The 21,868-nt window shown below is 43.7% G+C and carries 16 protein-coding genes and 2 pseudogenes; 11 read left to right on the top strand and 7 right to left on the bottom strand.

The window, feature by feature from the left end:
* Window positions 1-372: 372 nt before the first annotated feature.
* The 4 genes and pseudogenes from QT992_RS03045 to QT992_RS03030 all read right to left on the bottom strand — a co-directional run bounded on the left by QT992_RS03045 (window position 373) and on the right by QT992_RS03030 (window position 8,917).
* Window positions 373-5,241: an nSTAND1 domain-containing NTPase gene (locus tag QT992_RS03045; RefSeq protein WP_333376532.1), complete on the bottom strand. Its 4,869-nt coding sequence runs from the start codon at window positions 5,239-5,241 to the stop codon at window positions 373-375.
* A gap of 687 nt (window positions 5,242-5,928) precedes the next feature.
* On the bottom strand, window positions 5,929-7,488 hold the full coding sequence (locus QT992_RS03040) for a hypothetical protein (protein WP_333336928.1): 1,560 nt from the start codon (window positions 7,486-7,488) through the stop codon (window positions 5,929-5,931).
* A gap of 200 nt (window positions 7,489-7,688) precedes the next feature.
* A complete protein-coding gene (locus tag QT992_RS03035; RefSeq protein WP_333336931.1) occupies window positions 7,689-8,096 on the bottom strand; it encodes a hypothetical protein in 408 nt (135 codons plus the stop codon).
* A 180-nt stretch (window positions 8,097-8,276) separates the two neighbouring features.
* Window positions 8,277-8,917, bottom strand: a pseudogene (locus QT992_RS03030) (IS1 family transposase).
* A 185-nt stretch (window positions 8,918-9,102) separates the two neighbouring features.
* Here QT992_RS03030 and QT992_RS03025 point away from each other — a divergent pair.
* Together QT992_RS03025 and QT992_RS03020 are read left to right on the top strand one after the other, a co-directional pair.
* Window positions 9,103-10,183: pseudogene (locus QT992_RS03025) on the top strand (ISAs1 family transposase).
* A gap of 398 nt (window positions 10,184-10,581) precedes the next feature.
* Window positions 10,582-11,100, top strand: coding sequence for a pentapeptide repeat-containing protein (locus QT992_RS03020; protein ID WP_333316400.1), 519 nt, complete (start codon window positions 10,582-10,584; stop codon window positions 11,098-11,100).
* A 171-nt stretch (window positions 11,101-11,271) separates the two neighbouring features.
* Here QT992_RS03020 and QT992_RS03015 read toward each other — a convergent pair whose 3' ends face one another.
* The gene (locus QT992_RS03015; RefSeq protein WP_006633228.1) at window positions 11,272-11,394 is read right to left on the bottom strand and encodes a hypothetical protein; all 123 of its coding nucleotides are present in this window, start codon (window positions 11,392-11,394) and stop codon (window positions 11,272-11,274) included.
* Between the two features lie 20 nt (window positions 11,395-11,414).
* Between QT992_RS03015 and QT992_RS03010 the strand changes: the two genes are divergently transcribed.
* Together QT992_RS03010 and QT992_RS03005 are read left to right on the top strand one after the other, a co-directional pair.
* A complete protein-coding gene (locus QT992_RS03010; RefSeq protein ID WP_333376530.1) occupies window positions 11,415-12,026 on the top strand; it encodes a DNA-3-methyladenine glycosylase in 612 nt (203 codons plus the stop codon).
* A 49-nt stretch (window positions 12,027-12,075) separates the two neighbouring features.
* Window positions 12,076-12,375, top strand: coding sequence for a hypothetical protein (locus QT992_RS03005; protein WP_006633230.1), 300 nt, complete (start codon window positions 12,076-12,078; stop codon window positions 12,373-12,375).
* A 104-nt stretch (window positions 12,376-12,479) separates the two neighbouring features.
* On the opposite strand, the gene QT992_RS03000 is transcribed toward QT992_RS03005, so the two are convergent.
* Window positions 12,480-14,981 (bottom strand): NACHT C-terminal helical domain 2-containing protein, encoded by a 2,502-nt coding sequence (locus QT992_RS03000; RefSeq protein WP_333376528.1) that lies wholly within the window; start codon window positions 14,979-14,981, stop codon window positions 12,480-12,482.
* Window positions 14,982-15,101: 120 nt separating this feature from the next.
* Between QT992_RS03000 and QT992_RS02995 the strand changes: the two genes are divergently transcribed.
* Complete coding sequence (locus QT992_RS02995) at window positions 15,102-15,323, top strand: hypothetical protein (protein ID WP_333376526.1); 222 nt, start codon at window positions 15,102-15,104, stop codon at window positions 15,321-15,323.
* A gap of 150 nt (window positions 15,324-15,473) precedes the next feature.
* Here the strand turns inward: QT992_RS02995 and QT992_RS02990 are convergent, their stop codons facing one another.
* Window positions 15,474-16,970, bottom strand: coding sequence for a glycosyl hydrolase family 57 (locus tag QT992_RS02990; RefSeq protein ID WP_333376524.1), 1,497 nt, complete (start codon window positions 16,968-16,970; stop codon window positions 15,474-15,476).
* A 280-nt stretch (window positions 16,971-17,250) separates the two neighbouring features.
* On the opposite strand from QT992_RS02990, the gene QT992_RS02985 reads away from it, so the two are divergent.
* From QT992_RS02985 to QT992_RS02960, 6 genes are all read left to right on the top strand, one after another.
* On the top strand, window positions 17,251-17,979 hold the full coding sequence (locus tag QT992_RS02985; protein WP_333376522.1) for an AIM24 family protein: 729 nt from the start codon (window positions 17,251-17,253) through the stop codon (window positions 17,977-17,979).
* A 90-nt stretch (window positions 17,980-18,069) separates the two neighbouring features.
* On the top strand, window positions 18,070-18,258 hold the full coding sequence (locus QT992_RS02980) for a hypothetical protein (protein WP_333316394.1): 189 nt from the start codon (window positions 18,070-18,072) through the stop codon (window positions 18,256-18,258).
* Window positions 18,255-18,554 (top strand): hypothetical protein, encoded by a 300-nt coding sequence (locus QT992_RS02975; RefSeq protein WP_333376520.1) that lies wholly within the window; start codon window positions 18,255-18,257, stop codon window positions 18,552-18,554. Before QT992_RS02980 ends, QT992_RS02975 begins: the two co-directional genes overlap by 4 nt.
* On the top strand, window positions 18,551-18,730 hold the full coding sequence (locus QT992_RS02970; RefSeq protein ID WP_333376518.1) for a hypothetical protein: 180 nt from the start codon (window positions 18,551-18,553) through the stop codon (window positions 18,728-18,730). The genes QT992_RS02975 and QT992_RS02970 overlap by 4 nt, the downstream gene beginning before the upstream one ends.
* A 23-nt stretch (window positions 18,731-18,753) precedes the next feature.
* A complete protein-coding gene (glgA, locus tag QT992_RS02965; protein ID WP_333376516.1) occupies window positions 18,754-20,229 on the top strand; it encodes a glycogen synthase GlgA in 1,476 nt (491 codons plus the stop codon).
* A 559-nt stretch (window positions 20,230-20,788) separates the two neighbouring features.
* On the top strand, window positions 20,789-21,838 hold the full coding sequence (locus QT992_RS02960; RefSeq protein WP_333376514.1) for a Fe(3+) ABC transporter substrate-binding protein: 1,050 nt from the start codon (window positions 20,789-20,791) through the stop codon (window positions 21,836-21,838).
* Window positions 21,839-21,868 lie beyond the last annotated feature (30 nt).

Here is a 21,868-nt window from a genome sequence, read left to right as displayed (position 1 = left end):
CTTGTCAATGTCGCAAAGCCGTGATTCAAATAAATCATATGGTTTGTGCAATTAGAGGGTGGAATTTCCTCAAAATAACAGCGCGCTTGATGGGAAAAACAGTAGATTACTTAAAGCATAAATTACTGTCCGACTACCCTAAACAAGAAGTTAAAAACTCCACTACTATTATATATAGTCTAATCCTTTAACAGGAAAGTCGGTATTTTTTTGAGCAGTTAAATTTTGATTTTTATGACGTTCGCTCACTTATTTTTCCCAGCCTGCGGAATTTTTAGCACGCTATATAATATAGCGTGCATACGTAAGTCTTGAGGTTTTAGGGGGCGATCGCAACAGAGGACTTGTGTCCTCGTTTCGGTCTGACGCTAACTACTTTTTTGGTGAACTACTAGGAGGGGGGATATCCTTACAAAGATTGCGATCGCTACTGAGAGCGACATCGGGGTTCTTCAGATAGTCGCGTACCCAATGGCAATTCATTGCTAGGAGTTCATCCAGTCCTCCTCCAATCTGATACAGGCGAACAGTGCGATCCTCTCCACTGGTAGCCAGGAGCTTGCCATCCGGACTGAACACCACGCTTTTAACCATGCCTTGATGTCCCTGGAACTTGGCTAAAGGCTGACCTTCGATGCTCCACAGTCGGGTAGTGCCGTCCCTTCCACCAGTGGCTAGGGACTTACCATCCGGGCTGAATGCCACACTTAATACTTCGCCTGTATGTTTCGCAAGTTTGTCCTTCAACTGCTGGCCTTGATTGTCCCACAACTGGATAGTGCCGTCTTCTCCACCAGTGACTAGAAGCTGACTATCCCGGCTGAACGCCATGCTAGAAACATTCTTTGCCTTGAGTTTTGACAACATTGGATCTTTGGTGTCCCCCAGCCAGACGCTACCATCATTTCCACCAACAGCCAAGTGCTGACCATCCGGGCCGATCGCCACGCTGACGATGATCTCCTGTTCTTGTCCTTGATTTCCTTCGAGTTTGATTGACTGCTTGTTACCTTTGATGTCCCCTAGCCAGACGCTACCATCTATATTTTTACCAACAGCCAATTCCTGACCATCCGGGCCGATCGCCACCTCAGCCCCGGCTTGCTCCCCCGAAAGGGTAACCAGCGGATTGTATTTGGCGTCCCACAGGCGGATGATGCCATCATCTGTCGTAGTGGCAGTTAAGAGCTGATCGCTTGGGCTGAATGCCACGTCGTTGGCCGGGCCTTGATGCTTTGGGAGTAAAGGCAAATCCTTACCTTTGGTATTCCACAACTGGATAATGCCCCCAACTCCCAAAGTAGCTAGCCGCTGACCGTCCGGGCTGAACGCCATTTTCATGACTGGTTCCTCCGTCTGGATTATCGGCCACTGCCGATTAGAGAAGTCCCACAGACGGACGGTTCTATCATTTCCACTCGTGACCAGGCTCTGACTATCTGGGCTAAACGCCACACTATAGACCTCTCCTTGATGTCCTTGGAGTTTAGCCAACACTCGGCCTTTGATGTCGAACAGCCAGATGTTGCCATCCTTTGTAATGGCAGTCAAGAGCTGACTATCTGGGCTGAATGCGACGCTATCGAGCTCATCTTGGTATTGATCAAAGTTTTGAGTAAATTCTGGGACTACTTTCTTGGTTTTGGTATTCCACAACAAAATATTGGATTTGCCATTGTCGTCAACTCCAATAGTGGTCAAGAGCTGGCTATTCGGGCTGAATGCCACTTTAAAAACCTTCTTTTGACTTCCGTTCTCCTCGAGTTTGTCCCGCTTCTTGGTTTTGGTATCCTCTAGGTGGACAGTCCCATCAACTCCAATGGTGGCTAAGAGCTGGCCATCTGGGCTGAACGCCACGCTAGTGACCTTTTCTTGACGACGCTGGAATTTTGTCACATTCTTGGTTTGGGTATCCCACAGCTTGGCAGTGCCGTCATTTGAACTGGTGGAGGCGAGGAACTTGCTATCAGCGCTGAACACTACCTCATAGGCTCCGGAATTGCTTTCCTGGAGTTTGTCCGACTGTTTGGTTTTGGTATTCCACAGGTAAACGCCTCCTCTTGAACCTTGACTTCTTCTACTGATGGCCAGGAACTGGCCATTTGGGCTGAACGCTACCGAAGTGCCTTCATAAGTATTTCCAGAATAATTGCTCTTTGGGAGTGTCTCCCAATTCTGGGTTTTGGTATCCCACAGGCGGACATTGCCCTCATCATCACCAGTAGCCAGCCAACCATCCCGGCTAATCGCCACGCTCGTGACCGTACCTCGATCGATTGTTAAACGATTAATCTCCTGTCCTGCATAAATTGTGCTGGTCAACTTACCGAACACTTGATCCTCTAACCCAGCATGTGGCAACCGGCCTTGCCAGAATGACTGCTTGAGTTCTTTCCCTGCCCGTAAACTGCCTATCCTTGCATCCAATGTTTGATGAGTGACCAAGCCCATCTCAGCGGATTGTAGAAGAGCCTGAATTCGCTCCATTTCTGCTTCCCTCCACTTAATTCCAGCAAAAATGGCAAATCCACCCAAGATAAAAGCGGCGCTCGCAACAGCCATGAGTTGGCGCTGTTTGCGTTGTTCCTCAAGCTTGCGTCGGCGCTCGCGCAACTGGACACAAGCTAAAACATATTCCGCCTCAAGTTGGTTGAGATGCACAAATTTGGGGTGCTTCCACAACACCTCTGCATCTTCTAATCGTCCCCCATGATGGATAAGATAAGTGTCTTGGCCTGGTTGCTCTTGGTGCTGCTGCCACTCCTGAGCTGCCTGATTGATGGTTTCTCGCAATAGCAAGTCACTGCGGTTCTGATTCAACCAATTTTGTAACGTTGGCCAGTAGCGGATTAAAGCTTCATGGGCGACTTCCACCTCTTCCTTCCCCGTAGCTTCGTTGCGACTGGTAACTACAAGCCGCACGCCTCCCCCAGCCAACTGCTGCACCAACTTTCTTGTCACTGCTAGATCGTCGCCTGTTGGCACCAAATCTTCTAACTCCACTCGTCGGCGTGTGTCCCGTCGCTTCTCCCCAGGTAGGGCACTCGCATCCAAGCGGGTTAAGCGCAAGAAGATATTCTGGACTTGTTCTTGCTCAGGGGCTGACAAGCTATTGTAGAAATCATCGGCAGTCTTAGCTATTGCCTTTTGGACTTTACCGATCGCCTGGTACTCCTCATCGCACAGCCAGCGTCCCCGCCGCCGTTTCCACAGTTCCTGCAACGCATATTGCAGCAGCGGCATCACCCCTGGTTCCCCCTGTACATCATTGAGTATCGCGTGGCTCAAGCCAGCTTCAAAGCGCAGTCCCCCCCTGTCTGCTTGCATCTTCATTGCTGTAATCAGTTCTGCAGGTTCCATCGGCCCAACCAATTTTTGTCGGGTTTCAATCCGCTTTCTCAGTTCGGGGTAAAAGGTACACTCTCCCAAAAAGTCTGCCCGCATTGTAATTACGACTTTCCGCCGATCGGCAAAGTTTAATAACTTTTCAATGAACTCGATCCGCTCGGCTTTATCTTCACAGAGAGTGAATACTTCTTCAAATTGGTCTACCACTAATATTGAATGATGCTCTGATACCTTCAATAATCTTTCTAATCGTCTTTTTAGTTGCCTCAGCGGCTCCTTTCCAGGCGTCATGTAAGCCCACTGGAGGCTTAGCTCCTCTTCTTTGAGCTTAGGAATCAGCCCAGCTAGCACCACCGATGACTTGCCACTACCCGAAGTACCGATAACAGCTAAGAAATTATCCTTCGCCAGTTCATGTTGTAAATCTCTAATCAGTTCATCGCGCCCAAAGAAGAACTTGTGGTATTTTTTATCACCGAAGGAAGACAGCCCAGGGAACGGGCACTCAGCCTTGTATTCTGGTGGTTGCTTACCCAAGGCTGCCAGAGCGTCGAAACTGATTTCGATTACTTGCTCGCAGAGGTTGTTGAGTTCTACTATTGCCTGCTGGCGCTGTTCGCGCGCTGTGCGTGACTCGGCTCCCCGTGTATTTTTCAGCGTCTTTACCTGCGTTTCAAACCTCTGCTTTAGTACAGAGGCATTAGGTGCTCGCTCTTGGAGAAGCTGTCGCAGCTTTTCAATGCCATGCTCGATTTCCTCGTCGGTTAAATCCCGATCGTCAAGGCGATCGCTAAATAAGGGACGCCCACCCAAGCGACTAAACAGAGCCGGGACAGCAATATCGTGGCGTTTTCCCAATCCGGCTGTTGCCTCTTGTAGCGCCGTATCTACCTCTCCGGACTCTCTGAGTCGTCGGTAAAAGTTCTGTCCTAGAGCCAAGCCTGTCTCTACGCTCACCTTGCGTGTCATCGCTACTACCGCAGGCATCCCCAAATTTCTTACCAATCTTTGACCTAATCCACCTAATCCTGCTTCTGCTCTGGGGTCGGCACTTTCGCAAGTGCACAGGAAGGTAAAGTGAGGTAAGCTCCTCTGATGATTACCGATGTTCTTGAGCTCTGAAAGTAATTCTTCCCCAGTCACTGGCTGAACTTGGTTATCTGCTTTTGCCCAGTACAGAACAGTTTCTCCGTTATCCAGCAGCTTGCCGTGGGCGACAAAGTGCAGCAAGGTGTATGGCTTCTTGGCGTTAGTCAGTTGCTTAGACAGTTCTTGTAGGGTTGGGGGCCCGATCGCACCTGCGACATCATTTGCCAAAATTTCATAAGGAATTTCACCAAGCGCTTCCTTGACTCCAGATAAAACAGCTTCAACGTCAAAAGGTGCTAATTGAAACTTACCGATATTAGAGGGACTCGCTACCAGCACCAGTGCCCGCAAGTCGCGCCGTCCAATGGGGGGAAAGCGCCGATCGATAATAGTAGGAATGTACAAGGAAAAGGGAACGCGCTGGTTGCGGGCTAAAAGATGCCACTCTCCATCGGCATCAATCGGAGCGCACAGCCTTTCCCAATGCAAGGTTTTGATAGGGTCATTGTCAGCCGCTTCGATCGACAGCAAAATCCGTAACAGCGAGTCCTGACTACTCTGGGATAAGGCACGAACAAAGGTGTCGTATACAGCTCCTCGAAACAAAGCTTTGCCTAGTAGAGTGCCGTATTCCCTCTCGTTTTCTTGCTGTTGAGTGAGTTTGTTCAAGTCCTCCTGATTTAGCTCAAGAGTTTCTTTTGAATGGATGGTTAGTCCGTCCGGTTTCTTACACCTGACAACAATGGGCCAGATACTCTCACCTGATTTGCTCTGGATAGTAATTTCAAACTCAAAGACTTTCATTCGTCATTTCCTCTCATTATTTCTCGCTCTCTCTATGGTCAAATGACAAATAACCTGCCGTTATCAACACTAATTATAACGTAAATATAAAACTCCTAGAACCTGAGTGGAGAAGGGCAGATAAACATACATCTTTAATTATTTTTTTATGGCTAACAGGACTAAACAAATTTTAAGCTCCAACTAACAAAAAACTAGCTTTATAGATAGTAAATACGTCTCTCTTTTCTTGCAGCCCGCGCCCAAATCTATAAAATATAGCTGTTTTCAAAGCTGACAAAGCAGAGCGTAAGTATTTCTAGAGCCTTTCTCAGATACATGAGGTCTAATAGCAGAAGTGGGTAAACCACAAGACAGAGGTCTAGTTCGCCAAGAGAACTCACAGGCGATCGCCCAGAACCCTTCGACAATGGTTTATATGTTCTCGTACTCTGACAACAAACAATACCTTTAACTTTTGAGCGTGCATTCTCTGGAGGTAAAAAAATACAAAATAGGGGTAAAATTATGAATTTTTCCCGCATCTTAGAGTTTTTCCTTACTACCCAAACATATTTTAATAGTTTTATAACCACCAGCGTTATAACTATTAAAATATCGAATGTATTCCATCTCTTTCACCTAATAAGTTTACTACTTTCAACACTTAATCGAAAAATCATTTTCTTGAGACCAACGAAGTTAACATCATTTTAATCCAGGTAAACTCCACCCCTGCACCACCTTTGTAACAGCATCTCTGGTAGCCTCGGCTCCAAAACCCCAAGCCATCAGCGCAGAGTAATCGTTCCAAGGATTATCTCCAAAAGTAGGTTTATCAACATAAAGTTGGCTAAAACCTGCTCCGGCTAAAAACACGATCGCAATTATATAGCTAGTCACAGTAAAAACCTTCAAACGTACATTCGCACCCGACGCTTGCTCTTCCCAACTCACTAAGCTAGTAGAGGGTGCGGCTCCCAGTAAATTTATCATTATACCCCGGATTTGGGCTCCTCGGGCCATCATCCCCCCCGCATTTACTCCGAAATCGAGTTCTGCCGGATTTACCATATCTGCTTGCTGGGAAAGCAGTTCTGTAATTTCCGCGATCGCCCCTTCTACCTCATCTCTTAAATTAGCATCTTTTGTTAAATCAGCAGGCTGTAAGCTTTCTATACGCTGTTCTAAATTCTGTAGTTTAGGCTGCCAATTTTTTGCCTGTTCAACAGACAACTCCTCGCTCAAACTATAAAGTTGTTTTATCTTAGCTTGGAGTGAAAGGTAAGAATTCACTTGTTCAGCTAATCCTTGGAGGCGATCGCGCAATTGCACGGGACTGTCTAAATCGGGAGCGTCTCTTAGCGCATCTTCCAAACTGCGATACACCGTCTGTACAAAAGGAACGCTCGGCCCCATATCCTGTAACTGCTGCTTGATTTCATCAGCATAACCTAACTGTGCCAACCAATCAGCACGACCTTTGAGCCATTTACTCTCGACTAACTCTGCTTGCTGAACAGAATTTATAGCCTCGTCCCAGCGTTCCCCTTGAAGCGCCATTTTTACATCAATTAAATGTGCTTCCACTCTCGCTTTAAATTCCTCAAATTTTATAAAATCTGCATCATCTTGCATTTGGATGCGAACTTGGCTGACTCGGACTAAAATCTCATCGCGCGGTCTCCCTTGAGTCCGATAAAGAGAAACACTGATGCCTAATGCTGACCCTACTAATAAGATGAGTAATGGTAAAAACCAATGGTCTTTCACTTTTATAGTTAAAGGGATAACTTGCTCTCCATCTTGGTAACTCAACCACAGCTTTCCGTTAAATTCTCCACTTCTAAGGACTTTATTCAGATCAAACTTTACCAAGGTCATCATGAGATTCTGGTTGGTTGAACTGACCGAAGGTTTTTCCACACTAATTGCCTGTGCCGGAAAAATACTATCCCCATCACTCCTATTCAAATCCAAGGGGATTAACTGCAAATTATTTATCGGCGTATTAGTTTGCAGGACGATATTGCGAGTTGCAACAGTTCCACGCATCCCTGACACTGTGACTTGAGCAGGCTCAGCCACGACTTGACCTTGAGCATTAGCACTCGTAGGTGCTAATATCTCCAAACTTGCTACTAATAATCCAATTGTTACTAACTTCCAATTCAGGGAGGAGAATTTTTCCAAAGTTTGGGCAATAAAACTTGGAAAATAGGTGACAATTTCGGCGATTTGGGTAATTCTTTCTTTGAGGTTAACCATACCTAACTCCTTTTTTTGTATTTATTAGCTAAACTTCTCTAATTGAGAATAAGCTTGAAAGCAAACGCTCTCCCATTTTTTTCACTATTCGCTAAATTTAGCCTGAGAGCGTGGCCCTAACTTAAAGATTCAAGATTGGCCTGTTTATATGGCAGATTACCATACTTTGGTTCCGCTAACACGCCCTAAAAATAGAGACTTTACGTAAGTCCTATATTGTTGATAAAGCTGATACTAGGGGCAAAAAAGTATTCACCGCCTTTCATGGTAACCCGCAGGCTAAAGTCATATTGTGCGGTTTCCGCTTCCCCCCACTTTTCCGGCCATTTCTGAGTTCCTATGGGTTGACCAGATGCCTTACCGCTAACCTGATCAATCAGCGGATCAGGCCCCACATTGATTTGGCAGAAGTTTTTTTGATTAGCCCATGCTGATTGCATAAAATTGAATTGATTTTCAATATCAGCTTGAAAGCACAAAAATAGCAATCCTGACCCTGTTTCAGGTTCTTTGGTAACGTCATCTTCTCCATAACTAAGACCACGACGAGCGATGCGATGTCGCCTTTCTAATTGTAAGGAATCTTCGTAACTAACCGAAGATTCTATACGTCCTGTATCTCCTCGCGGGTTACTTTTACGGAGGTGAGAGTGAAAAGGACACTTGGTTCCTTGTGTATCATCACTGCGATCGGGGCGATCGCATCTAAACTTGTTAGTCCTGCACCGCCCGGAAAATCCAGGCTTTTAATTGATAGATAAACGGGCGTTATCCTCATGAATCAAATACTAAATAGCCCCAATATGATGGGAGATTTTTTGGGAGAATGAAAGAGTTTTATTTCCCAATCTAGATATTCTTTGTCTCATCGTATTATTAAATATTTCTAGATAGTTTGTCATACCAGTCTCCTTTCCTACTGCCTTGTGTCTTTTTTGAGGAAAAACTGTTCCAGAGGAAATGACAAAAGTCTGTATAACTTACGGCACAGTGACGATAAACGGGTCGCACGTGAATCCCATAATCCTTGATCGCCAGCTTGATCTCTTTTACCAATATACACTCCTACAATTTATGAAAAGTTGATACATCAATTGCCAGCTCTTTCCACTGCTTGTTATCCTTATTGCCTACAAATAACCACATTTCATCACATTGAATTGTGAGCTTCCCTTTCTTTTTGGACTTAACTTCTAATTCTCTTTTTACCGAGCCTCAATTTTTAGTAACATAGTATTGCAACCACCGTTCCGAAACCCCAGTCGCCCTCACAATCCCAGCCCGAGATATCTTTTCTAATAAAAGTCGATCGCTCAACTCTTTTGTTGCTAATGAAATCGGTTGATGTCTGGGAGTCATGAGGAATTGTCTTCCACAATCTCGACATTTAAAATTTTGCTAATCGCTAGCGAGTGCGACCATTTTTCAATCGGGTTTCAGAGTTACACTTGGAACAGTTCCTAAGCTAAAATTCAAGGTAGGTTATAAAGAATAAAATTATAACACATTTTCATTGCTATGCAGGACTAACCTAAACTTTATGTTAACATAAGCTCGTATATGGGAGAAGAATTATTGAGTACATACAAAACATTTAATTAGAGTTAACCATGCCTGAAACTTAAACCTAAAATCAGCATCGCTGACCATTTTTTTGACTTAGAACCTCCCAGAATTGAGCGGACTAAACATCATCAATTAATTGACATTATCAGCCTCTCACTTTGTGCCGTGATTTGCGGTGCTGATACATGGGTGGATCTCGAAAGTTACGGGCGAGCTAAATACGAAGGGTCAAATAAAATTTTAGACTAGCCGAATGGCATACCTTCACCTGACACAATTTCACGAGTATTTTTTCGCCTCAACCCGGAGCGATTTCAGAATTTTTTTTGAGTTGGATTAAATCTATTAGTTGCTTCCATCCAGGAGAAGTAATCGCAATTGATGGCAAAACTCTTCGCCATTCTTACCATCGGGGAGGAAATAAAAAAGCACTTCATATGGTCAGTGCTTGGGCGACCAGTCAAAGATTAGTTTGAGGACAAGTTAAGGTTGATAAAAAATCTAATGAAATTACAGCTATTCCGGCTGTACTCAAAGTATTAGAATTAAATAAAAGCATTGTCACCATTGATGCTCTGGGCTGTCACAGGTCAATTGTGAAGTCAATTGTCGAACAATAAGTAGATGGTGAAATCACATTAAAAAAGAACCAAGCATCCCTGTATGCCAGAGGAGACGAGTTGTTTAAACAAGCAATTAGAGAAGGATTTTCTGGAGTTCAACATAGAGCTTATTCGACAAATAAAGAGAGCAATCACGGTCGTTTAGAAATTCGCAGTTCCTTAATTTTAAGTGACATTAAAGAGCAGATTGACATCCAATTAATGGGAAAAATTCATACTAGAGGTTTGAGATGATTAGTGAAATAGTGAAAAAAACACCTCTTTAAAGTCGTTATTATATTAATAAGTTACCCAATGATGCTCAAAAAGTTGGTGAATCATTCCGCAGCCCTTGGGGAATTAAAAATTCTTTACATGGGGTATTATATGTGAGTTTTCGTAAGGCTGATTGTCGGATTAGAAAAGATAAGCCTCCGCAAAAATTTGCTATAATTAGAAACATCTCGCTTAATTTTTTGAATCAACAAAAAACCTCACAAAACACAGCAAGAAATAACCGACTTTGAGCCGGGTGGGATGATGAATATTTGACTAATGTTCTCGCTGTTGCAGTTAACTAAATTTTGAGAAATAACTCCTGGCTAACTATTATACAAGTTGTAAACAGTGCGTGTAATATTTTTAGGGTTTCAAAACTAGCATTAAGTCAAAACCACCATTAATCCGTTCCTTTTCGATCTAAAAAGTCAGTATAAATCGTGTCTGTAGCTTCTAAAAAGGGTGAATTTATTTCCAAATATACTCACCACTGATGAATAGTGTTCAATAAGATGCGTTCCCCCTGGGGTTGAACTGCTGCTGGGAGATGCCTGCATTTTTTTGGGGAAATTGTGGAAAGGTCGATCGCACTCTTGTAGAAATGTATTAACCGCGATATAAAGCCCCCGAAGCTTTTCGGATATTTATGAAATTAAAAAATTTAGTTACTGCTGGATTGTCTATCGCAGTTGTATTTACTGCGGTAAAACATCTAACATTTTCCCACCAACAAAACCAAGTCAAGGAATTGCTGCAAACAAAACAGTGTCCGGAATGCAATTTCAGCAATGCCAACTTACAACGGTTAGACTTGCAAGGAGTCAACTTGCAGGGAGCCAACCTAGAAGGTGCTAACTTATCAGGAGCCAAGTTGACCAATGCCAACCTCAAAAATGCCAACTTAAATAGAGCCAACTTGACCGGAGCTGATTTGGGATGTAGCGGCATCACTTTCAACCTTGATGCTAATAGTCAAGGAGCAAATATGGATGTTAATGTCACTGCTGTTCCCGAAAAAAATAACCCAGAAAATGCAGTAGTTGGCTTAAATATGAAAGCAACGGAGCGGGGAGCGACAGTTCGCTTTAATTTGCCGGGATGCGCCGACTTCGAGAATGCTAGCTTGCAAGAAACTAAAATGCCCGATGGCAAAATTCACCCTTAATTGCAGCAAATACAGCAATCTGCTGTGTCATCATTTGTCAACTTATTTTGATTCTTTCCGCTCTCTCTTTCTCTTTCTCTGTGTCCTCTGTGGCCTCTGTGGTTCATAAAAAAAAACCGCCGCCTGACTGACAGGCGGCGGTTTTTTTAAGCAACTAACGATCGCCTAAAATTAGTGAGCAGAACCGTTACCATGATACTTGTCAGTATCGTAGAATCCGTTTTTTGTGCCGAAGAACAGACAGCAAACCGTGAAAACTGCTGTCAAGACTGCTAAAACTAACTTAACGTCCATAATTTACCTGCTGTTGTTGAGTGAGTGCAAATACTCAGATTGTAGAATCTTTTTGGCTGGCGCGGCCATCTACCAGCGTAGCGCCAGATTTGCTGGGCTGTACTCTGGTGCGGCAGTTTCCTGACGGCGAGACGATTCGGGGAATGATTGTCGAAACCGAAGCTTACGGCCCGGGAGATCCCGCTTGTCACGCTTACCGAAAGCGCACTTCTCGCAATGAGGTGATGTTCGGGCCTGCGGGTATGAGCTACGTTTACTTAATCTACGGGATGTATCACTGTTTTAACGTGGTGACGGATGCAGAGGGAGTTGCTAGTGCTGTGCTGATTCGAGCTTTGCAGGTAGATGCGGTTCCCCAAGAATTCGCTGCAATTCCTGATAAGAAGCGATCGCGCCTCGCCGCCGGGCCTGGGAAACTGTGTAAGGTACTGGATATCGATCGAACTTTAAGCGGTTCTCCCTTGGGTGCAGGCCAACCACTGCGGTTGGAACACCGGAGCGAGAAGTTTCAGCAAGCTGTGGAGGAGGGTACAATCAATTTTGTGCAAACTACGCGGATCGGGATTTCTCAAGGCATGGATTTGCCTTGGCGCTGGTATGTAGGGAACTCTACGGCTGTGTCACAACTCTAGTAATCTCAAAGGTATCAGTGTAAATTTTGTCGCTTATCTTAGTGAAATTATGGCTTACTCTTCTGAAAATCCGATCGTACAACTCAAAAAATGCCTAAGCCTGGTTCAGGATGTTAGCACTCACACCGAAGCCAACCGGGCCTTCGAGCAATTGTGTGGGATTATCGATGCTGAAAACCCAATGGCCGCGCAACTTTTGGAGATGCTTTGGGAAGAAGCAATTATGGCGAGGCGATCTGCTTTATTTTGGCAGCAAATGAGCGATGTTGAGAAAGATATGGCTAATAGAATGATGGAAAATATGACGCAGATGCGGCAGAATTATTTGCGGTTGATGCAGGAAATGTAAGATTTTGGGAAGGGGGAATTGGGCATCGGGCATGGGGAAATTGAGACTCAACTCTGACGGAGTGACAATCCCGTTCTGCTTGAGCATCTTTTCCCCTGTTTTTTCTAGCTGAGCGAGGAATCAAGGGGTAAAAATAGGTTGTCTTCGATGTGCGATCGCAATTCATCAGGTACTTGAGTGCCACGATTCAAACACTCTATTAGTAACTTATTTATATCACAATAGTGATGTGCTGTTTCTACATTGCAATCATATAAATACAGGTGATCTACTATTTGACGATGCTCGATTATCCAAAATTTTAACTGATCCAGCCATTCACAACCTTGATTCCCCCACCATTCTCTAAGCTTTTCTAATTCTTCATTCGTCACAGGCAGTTGATTTTTAAGTTGTTGAAGCGAGCTAATCAAATTCCAGTTTTCAAGAGAATGAAGGGGAATATTAAAGTAAAGTGCCTTGTCTAATTCCAAATTTAAATTATAAAATTCTTCTGCGTCAAATTCTTTAATATTACACAACGAACACCAATTCGCTAATTGGCTTGCAATGTCAAATGCTAAAACTAGGCGATAATCAAATTCAATATCGCTTACAAGCCTAGACTGGTTGTCGATTTTTAGAATTGAGCTAAGTTGACAATCGATAGTGCAAGTTAACTCAACAATCTTAGTAGTTGAAAAATCATATATACAAGAACTAAAAGCAAGAAATTCACCTGCCATAGAGTAAACGGGAGAAATAATTATACTAGCCATAAAATAAAAAGCTCGAATAGCTATTATTTTATAATCTTTTTTCACGTCAGTTAATTTTTGATTAACCTTAGTTAGCGATGCGTCTAAAAAACCCGAATAACTATCATCTATATTAGATACCCATGATTCAGATTCATCACTCCACCACTGTTCACATTCATCTATTAAATCTTGAACTCCTTGTGTGAATAATCGTATAAATATATCGGTATCTTTCTCCATTTCAAGTGCAAGAAAAAATATCTCGCGCCAGCGAGTTTCTGTAAGGTGAACAAGCAATGTTCTCCAACATTGTTGAGAACTTACTAAGTCTTCAGCAATTAGATACTCTTGAAAAGTTTGATGAGAAAAAGCATATTGTCTCCATCCCTTTTTTACAATAAGACCAGAGAAAACTTCAGTAGTGTATAAAGTTTGAGAACAATTCGCAATAAGTGGCGAAATTTCCGCTTCTTCAAAATAAGACTTGCCCGCCTCAAAGGTTATAGCTGCTATACGTCTTAATAATTTTTTCAATTCCACTACATCTATGTGTAAACGCTCATTAAATTGATTCCATTTTTCTAGTAATAAATCTATTGCTTCTCTGTAAAGCTCAACTCTTTTAGACGGCAAATCTCCTCTTGCTTGAAAAATCAGACAAATTAGATGGAGTAACAGAGGCGTATCGGTCAGTTCTCGGATTCGCTGATTTTCTGGCCGATCCAGCTTTTTAATTAAGTCATTTGCTTTGACCGATCGTTTTGGTTGTGCAATCACTGCAACTTCATCAAACCATTGTTTAATAAAATCGTCTCTCTGAGTTTTTCCAAAATCGGCTACTAAGCAAAAACCAAACTGAGCAAATTTTTTAGATTGATATGCTTGAAACTCCTTTCGACAACTGACTATAAATCGATTGTTGCTATAAATATCAACTAAGTGATTAATTTGTGAATTAACACTACTAATTTTTCCTTCTATAACTTCATCTAAACCATCAACCAAAAACAACAGTCTGCCGTGACTCAGTAAACTTTCAAGTTCTGGTTCTGAAACATTACTACAGCAGTATTTGTTTTGAATGTATCCTAATATATCAATTTCATCGGTACGCTTATTTTCAGCCAAAGTTTCCAGACTTATAAAAATAGGGACTAACTTGGGTTGAAACTCAATTTCATCACAATTAAGTGCAATGTACTGTAGTAATGTAGTTTTACCGGCACCAGGTTTACCTAATACCATCAGCTTTGAATGTCTCAGCACTACTTCATCCCATAATTGCCGTTCGTGACTAAATTCTCCGGCTCCAAAGCCTTGAGCTTCATTTAGTTTAGTCTGAACATACATCCTGCTAAGATTTCCCAGCATAGGAGTATAGGACAGGTTAAATGTGCATAAGTTTGCACACTGGTCTTGGATCGTTTTGTTGAAATGCGATCGCACCTTCTGCACCAGCGCCTCTATATCCTCTGGAGGAGAAGATGCGATCGCCTTCTCACGCTCGACTGCATTAAATACTGGTATTTTGTATCCAGTTTTTTCCAACCATTCAGGAATATCCCGCCAATTTTTTAGGGTACTGAGTGGTTGTTTGGTCAGTTGTTCAACATACCGATATATTGTGCTACACAGGTCAGCTTCCACTCCTCTAGCACTTTTATGTAGCTTTTTAGCCATTTCAGCAGGACTATAACCACAAAGTAATCCACGCAGATGTTTCTTTTCTGTGTCTGTGAGTCCCCGTCTCTTGTGAGGCGCAAACTCTCGCTTGGCAACGGCTAAGTCTTTGTATAACTTTTGCAGATCCCAATTAGTTGCGGGTTCGGCAAATAACTCTTCGGATGAATTTGGAGTGCGTACCATCGTTACCACACGATCAAGTCCCTAACAGATAATCATAACAAACTTCCTAACCTTTGTTTGGAACCGACTAGCTATGCGAGTGCAAAGCTATAGATGTACTGATTCAAAAGTTTAAAAGATATGACGAAACAGCAATCCAACTACCAACAACTGTCTCTTTGCATAGACAAGCCAATCTCCACCTTGATCAAAGACCTCAAAGTGTCTCGTCATCCACTCGTTATCGATGCTACCAACAAACTTGAAGAAGCCCTACGCCTCTTGCAATATATCCAGGATGCTGGAGTAGTCAAATCGACGAAAACAAAAACAGCTATCTACGAACTCCTGACCAAGGTTTAACGAAACTCGCGTTATCTAGTGGGGTGTGCATCTTGCTAGCCCCACTCTATACAGGACTTATGCAGGGAAACTATATATAGTGTCCCTGCATAAATACGAACGCTAATAATTGATCTAAGCTATTTGCCCGATCGCAATTACCAACTTTTCCTACTTCATTAAAGCAGCGCCGCGGTTGTAAAGTTCGCGCGCGTAATCAGTCCAAGTTCCCTGTCCCCAATAGCGGAAACAGCTTGTTTGCACCAACAAATTGTAAAGCAAAGCTTGCTGGTATTCAAACTGCTTGGTAACGGTCGCATCTTGCTGCACCAGCGGGTCGTATTTTTTGTGAAATGCTGCGCTGAGTAGATTCATCGGTTCCAAGACGTTTTCGTAGCCTTTCACCCAACTCAAATCGTTAGTCCAAGAAGCACCATCCATGTGAAAATTATGGTCGGTTTGCTTGAGTTGGGCGATCGCACTTTCGACTTTTTCCGGTGTTGCACTATCTGGATCGACTAGGTGCCAGATTTTGTGCTGGTTAACCCCTTGACAAATCGGATAATCATCAGGATTAACACCAGCCGCTTCAATTATCTCCAAATATTCAGTGCCGTTTAAACCAACAACGCCGGATTTTCCCCCGCCTTGTTCGCGGTTTTCGTGCCAAGCTTTGACAAAAGCGCTGGGAAATTCATTCATCATCACGCCGCCATTTTCCCCATCGGCAATCTGAGTGACTAAAGAAGGAATTGTAATATTGCCAATTTGCTGTTTGTTCCGTCCTTTGGCTTCGTAATAAGGCTGCATTTGACCGACCAATTTCGTATCAGAACCTTGGGTTTTAATCAAAGCAGTGATGCTGATTGTTTCGCCGTGAGAATTGCGGGCAACCAAACGGTTGGGAATATATTTTTGGTCTTGCGACAATCCCGAACCGTCGGGATTTTCTACAGAATGTTCCTGCACCATCAGCCAGCGATAGCCGCATTCTTTCAAAGCTTTGATGTATTCGTAAAGTGTATCTGGGTGATTGGGAAAGTGCATTTCAGGGGGCGAAAAACCTTTAACGCGCTTCAGGGCATCTATGCCAAAAATGGCTGCAAAATGATGTTGCCATGCTTGAATTTGAAGTTTTATATCGGGAATGGGAGTTGAGGGAATGACGGCGTGACTCCACATTGTGCCCAGCCATTCTACGTGAGGTTGATATTGAGGATCGCAGGTAATCCGCTTGAGATTGTCGAAGATATCGTCGCGTCCCATTTGGCGCAATCCCCACAATAAATTGCCCGAATAGTCGAGCATTATTCGCGGGTTGCAGCCTTCGGCAATCAGTTGGGGAATGAATTCTCCCATGCGAGAATAGCACCAAGCAAACACTCCGGCATTGTGATTATCTCCTTGGTTGGGATGTTCAAACATATTCTGGAGATTGCTGATCAGTTCGCCGTTTGCACCTGCAGGAATTGTGGGTTGGTGCATATGGAGGGCGCAGGCGAATCCGGCTTGAATGTTTTCGAGGCGCAGATTTGTGGTAGGTAGAAAGATTGGTTCGTTGCTATTGGCTGCGGCACTGATTTCTGCTTCGGAGCCGCAAATATTGGGTAATCCTGAGTTGATTTCTTGTAAAATGGGTAGGTTGGGAGATTGTGCGATCGCAGGCATAAATTTTTCTCAACAATTGTGGAGGGGCGCTGTCTGCTATTGCTAAGATAGCTATAGCCATCCTAAATCATTTGTAAATTTCTTACTCCCTCCCCTTGATAAGGGGAGGGTTGGGGTGGGGTCAAAAATTTACGGCTCATTTAGGATTGCTATAGATACTTTAACAGTAGGAGAGGATGTCTGCAAAAGATAAATTTCCCAAGATAAGTCCGGGAGCGCGGCAGCCCCAAATCGTGGGTCAAATGTTTAACACATTTCACGTAAATATGCGAGGTATATTATGAAATACGAAATCAAGGTTTTGGAACCAACAGATTTGTGGTACATCCAAAATAATATCAATCCAGAAACGAACAAGTTTTATCATCCCACTAAGAATATTCCCCTCGTTCAGCAAGCGGAAATTAACTTGAATAATTCCGGAGTGATCATTCAAAAAGGCGCGCTGCATTGGTGTATGGGGAAATTGACTTCCGGTGTTTATAAAACGGATAACCGTTTGAAAGATATGTGGGTATCTTTGACTACGGAAATGGACTACAACGCTCCTGTATATCAAGGAAGTGGTACGGTGAAACTGGAACCGAGACAAAAAGGGCATTTCCTGCATTATACGCCGATCGCTCTGTCGGATGGGGAGCAGTGGGAATTTGATGATGGTGTATTTCAGTTTTGTTCGGACAATGTAGTTATCGGTGCTAAAAAACTGAAATTCCGACAAGTGGCGGCTTCTAATGACGGTAGGTGGAGAATTGCTGTTACAGCTTTGCGCGAGCAAACAGCTACTGTTGTAGCAGCTACAAGTTCACCGGCTAAGGTTGTCGAACTCAAACAAGGTGAAACTTTGATAGCTGATTGCGATTTGGTGAAAGGATTTACCAAGGGGATTGAAGAAGATTATCGAAAATTAGGTCATTTTGGCAAAGGCGGTGGAGAGGGTTATGTTTGGTATTATCAGGGGAAAGGTAAATTATTAGTATGTGAAAATGATGCTATGGGTTTGGGTTGAGTTGTTGCATTTTTTTCGATCGGTATGAGAATGATGAGTGGGATTTATGTAAGATAAGGAGGAAGAAAGATCGCACACAAATTTGCAGGCATGAAAGTGTCTGAGATTCTCAAAGGTAAAAAAGGTAGTATAAAACAAGCACAGCTTCCGGCAAATTCGCCAAGTTGGGAAGAATTTAGCGAAATGATATGGGAGCAAATAGAAAGAGGTGCTGAAGAAAATATACCCGGCTTTAAGATGGTTCGCAAATTGTTGAGCGATGGGAGATTTGATAGATGAAAAATAATGGATTTGACCAAGTAATATTATTTTTGCAAAAATTGCAAAAACAGGCTATCGATTACAGTTTAGCGCATCATCGCGATGAAGCTCTGATGGTAATTGTAGCTGTACCTGGGGAACGGTGGGAAATAGAATTTTTGAGTGATGGTTCGGTGGAGGTAGAGAAGTTTGTCAGTAATGGAGAAATTGTTGGAGAAGAAGCTTTGAGTGAGTTATTCGATCGCTATTCGGAACTAGACGAGACAAATGGCGATTTGACTCAAAAGATTGAGTTGACAAATGCGAGAATATGAGTTATGTTTTGCGGAATTTGCGATCGAGTTGCAGCAATGCCGAAACGATATCGCCGATCGCCCAAATCCGTCTCAACATCGGCTTTTGCGGCTATTTTCCCTGTATTCCCAATGGCCTACTTGCTTATTTGGCGAGAAACCATATACTTTGTCATGTTAAGAAAATATCTTTTTGATTCATCAGGAGCGAGAAAAAAAAATGTACATTGTACAAATTGCCTCGGAGTGCGCCCCCGTCATCAAAGCAGGAGGTTTGGGCGACGTAGTTTACGGTTTGAGTCGGGAGTTGCAGAATTCCGGCCACTGCGTCGAGATTATTCTACCCAAGTACGACTGCATGAGGTACGACCACATTTGGGGACTTCACGAAGCCTACCGGGATCTGGCTGTGCCCTGGTACGGCGGCGAAATCCTCTGTGATGTCTTGTGCGGCTGGGTGCACGGGCAGTTGTGTTTTTTCATCGAACCTCGCTCTCAAGATAACTTTTTTAATCGCGGCTGTTATTACGGGTGCAATGACGACAATATGCGGTTTGCATTTTTCAGCAAAGCCGCTTTGGAATTTTTGCTCAGAAGCAATAAGCGTCCCGATGTGATTCACTGTCACGATTGGCAAACTGGTTTGATTCCAGTCATGCTGTTTGAAATTTACAAATATAATTGGATGGAAAATCAGCGAGTCTGCTATACCATTCACAATTTCAAACATCAAGGCATGGGAGGTAGCGATATTTTGAATGCAACGGGTTTGAATCGAGAGGATTATTATTTTGATTACGCTCGCCTCCGAGATAACTTTAACCCTTTTGCCCTCAACTTTATGAAAGGTGGGATTGTTTACTCGAACTTTGTCACCACAGTTTCGCCGCACCATGCTTGGGAAGCTCACCTCGGCGAGTGTGGCTACGGTTTGGGCCACACATTGCATTTATATCAAGATAAGTTTCGCGGGGTGCTCAACGGCATTGATTATGATGTGTGGAATCCCGAAAGCGATCGCTATATTCCGCACCACTACAATCAGAAGGATTTGGCAGGAAAAGCTAAAACTAAAAAAGCTTTGCGCGATCGGCTGTTACTGCGCGATGCTGACAAGCCTATTATTACCTTTATCGGTCGTTTGGACGACCAAAAAGGCGTTCATCTCGTCCACCATGCAATTTATTACTCTCTGAGTAAGGGAGCGCAATTTGTGCTTTTGGGTTCCGCGACGGAAGCGGGAATTAACGCTCATTTCCAGCACGAAAAATACTTTTTAAATGACAATCCAGACTGCCATTTAGAACTAGGTTTTAATGAGGAACTGTCGCACTTAATTTACGCCGGTGGGGATATGATTGTGGTTCCCAGTAATTACGAACCCTGCGGGCTGACTCAGATGATTGGGTTGAGGTACGGTACTGTTCCTGTGGTGCGGGGAGTTGGCGGTTTGGTGAATACTGTGTTCGATCGAGATTACGACACCCGCCACATCCCGGAAGAGCGCAACGGTTACGTGTTTTACCAAACAGACTACTCTGCTTTAGAGTCGGCGCTCGATCGGGCGATCGGATTGTGGTATGACTATCATGATGAATTTGAAAAACTCATGCTTCAAGGCATGAATTGTGACAATTCGTGGAAATATCCAGCTAAAGACTATGTGGAAATTTACGAGCTAATTAGACACAAATAAGCCGTAGGATCTCAGATGCTGCACCATTGTCAAGAACGGGCTCTGGGGCCCGTTCCACAAAGAATGAGTTTTCTCGCTTCACAGGCCGAAAAGCCTGTTCATAAAAGGCTTATTGAGAATGGTGCAACATCTCAGATGAAATTGTTGTGGGGAGTAGGGGTTGGGCGTCCCGCCCGCCCGAAAAATACAACGCAAGATGCCCGACAGCTTATAACCAAGTCTTTTCGGAAAAAAACTGCCGGTTGAGCGAAGTCGAGACCGGATTTCTGACCACGAATTTCTTCATGTGGTACCCGCCACGTGATTTATCCGTGGAATCAATCCAAAATCGAAAATCGAAAATCCTCAAGAAAGAGCATTTATCCGTGGGGTCGCCTCTAAAATCTAAAATCTAAAATCTAAAATCGATTGACCTGCAGTGCGTCAGCCCCAAAATAGTTACGATCTCGATCATCAAATAAGAATTACTTGCATTAATATAGTAAAGCACTGACTATAGATGGCTGTGGATGCACCATCGTGTCAATTACCAGATGAAAAAATCTATCATTATAGAACAATGAGCATTTCTCGGCGTATTTTTCTTGCCAGCGGTACAGCAATGGCTGTCGTGGCCGTGGGGGAACTAAGCAAAAAAGCCCCTGTCGCAGCCCAAACCGGGACTCTCAACCTTTATTCAGCACGTCACTACGATACTGATAATGAGTTGTACCAAAGCTTCACCAAAAAAACTGGGATTAAGGTTAACCTCGTTGAGGCGGATGCTGACCAACTAATTGAACGGATCAGAAGTGAAGGTGCAAATAGCCCTGCTGATGTTTTTATCACGGTGGATGGTGGGCGTTTGTGGCGGGCAAAACAAGCAGGTATTCTGCAACCTGTGTCTTCAACAGTGCTGACATCGGCAATTCCAGCAAGTTTGCGAGATCCTCAAGGTTTCTGGTTTGGTCTATCGCGCCGGGCACGGGTGATTGTTTATAACAAAAGCAAGGTGAACCCTACCCAGTTGTCAACCTATGAGGCGCTGACAGAACCTCGGTGGAAAGGCAAAGTTTTAGTACGATCGTCCACTAATATCTATAATCAATCTCTGGTTGGGGCTATGTTAGCAGCTCATGGAGCTCAAAAAACAGAAGCTTGGGCGCGAGGATTAGTCGCTAATTTTGCGCGTCCTCCAGAGGGAAATGATACAGCGCAAATCAAGGCTGTTGCTGATGGGGTAGGCGATATTGCCATTGTTAATACCTATTATGTAGCTCGCTTAATGAAATCGAAAGATCCAGCAGAAAAAGCGATCGCGGCGAAAGTAGGTGTATTTTTCCCGAACCAGCGCGATCGCGGTACCCACGTCAATATTAGTGGTGGGGGTGTAGTCAAAACCTCCCGTAACAAAGCAGGCGCGACCAAATTCTTGGAACACTTAGCCAGTCGCGAAGCGCAACAAATTTTTGCTAGGAGTAATAATGAATACCCTGTGATTTCAGGTGTGGCGATCGATCCTGTAGTGGCAAGTTTTGGTACATTCAAATCTGACCCTCTCAACCCTGATGTGTATGGGAAAAATAACCCCGAAGCTTTAAAGGTTGCCGATCGGGCCGGATGGAAATAGAGGCTTTTTGAACAAAAAGCTACTCTTTGT

Origin of the sequence: Microcoleus sp. T3_D1 (assembly GCF_036700405.1) — a bacterium.
Lineage (GTDB): Bacteria > Cyanobacteriota > Cyanobacteriia > Cyanobacteriales > Microcoleaceae > Microcoleus.
Note: the sequence above shows the minus strand (reverse complement) of the source record. Positions and strands in the feature narration are given on the sequence as shown.